Consider the following 564-nt stretch of genomic DNA (forward strand, 5'->3'; position numbering starts at 1 on the left):
AACGACGCGCCGTTGGCGTGCATATAGCGCAGCAGCCAGCCGTGGTTGACGTCACGCATGATCTTTTCGACGGAGTTGAAGGCAACCGTCGTTTCCGCCGCATAGTGCATGGCCAGCACGACGCCGGTCAGGATCTGCACGACGAGCATGACCGCCAGCATGGCGCCGAAGGTGTAGGCATAGTTCAGGTTGCGCGGAACCGGATAGGCGACGAAACTGTCATAGACCATGCGCGGCAAAGGCAGGCGCGCATCGATCCACTTCTCAAGGCCGGTTGATGGCTCGTAGCTGGAATGGCCACTCATAAATCAGTCCCCCTCAACCGATCTTGATTACTTTATCGGAAACGAACGAATAGGTCGGGATCGCCAGGTTCTGCGGCGCCGGACCTTTGCGGATGCGGCCGGCCGTGTCGTAGACCGAGCCATGGCAGGGACAGAACCAACCATTGTATTCGCCGGCCTGGCCGAGCGGGATGCAGCCGAGATGGGTGCACGAGCCGATCATGACGATCCAGTTTTCCTTGTCCTTGCCGGCCGAACGGTCGACGCCGGTCGCCTGCGC

1 protein-coding gene and 1 pseudogene are annotated in these 564 nt (G+C 60.6%); both read right to left on the bottom strand.

Annotation, left to right across the window (positions count from 1 at the left end):
- Nucleotides 1-305: pseudogene (locus tag IB248_RS30960) on the bottom strand (cytochrome b); the annotation flags it as partial.
- Between the two features lie 13 nt (nucleotides 306-318).
- Nucleotides 319-564 (bottom strand): ubiquinol-cytochrome c reductase iron-sulfur subunit (petA, locus tag IB248_RS30965; RefSeq protein ID WP_192242248.1); only part of this gene is annotated, 246 nt, incomplete at its 5' end.

Origin of the sequence: Rhizobium sp. RHZ01, from assembly GCF_014851595.1 — a bacterium.
GTDB classification, from domain to species: domain Bacteria; phylum Pseudomonadota; class Alphaproteobacteria; order Rhizobiales; family Rhizobiaceae; genus Rhizobium; species Rhizobium altiplani.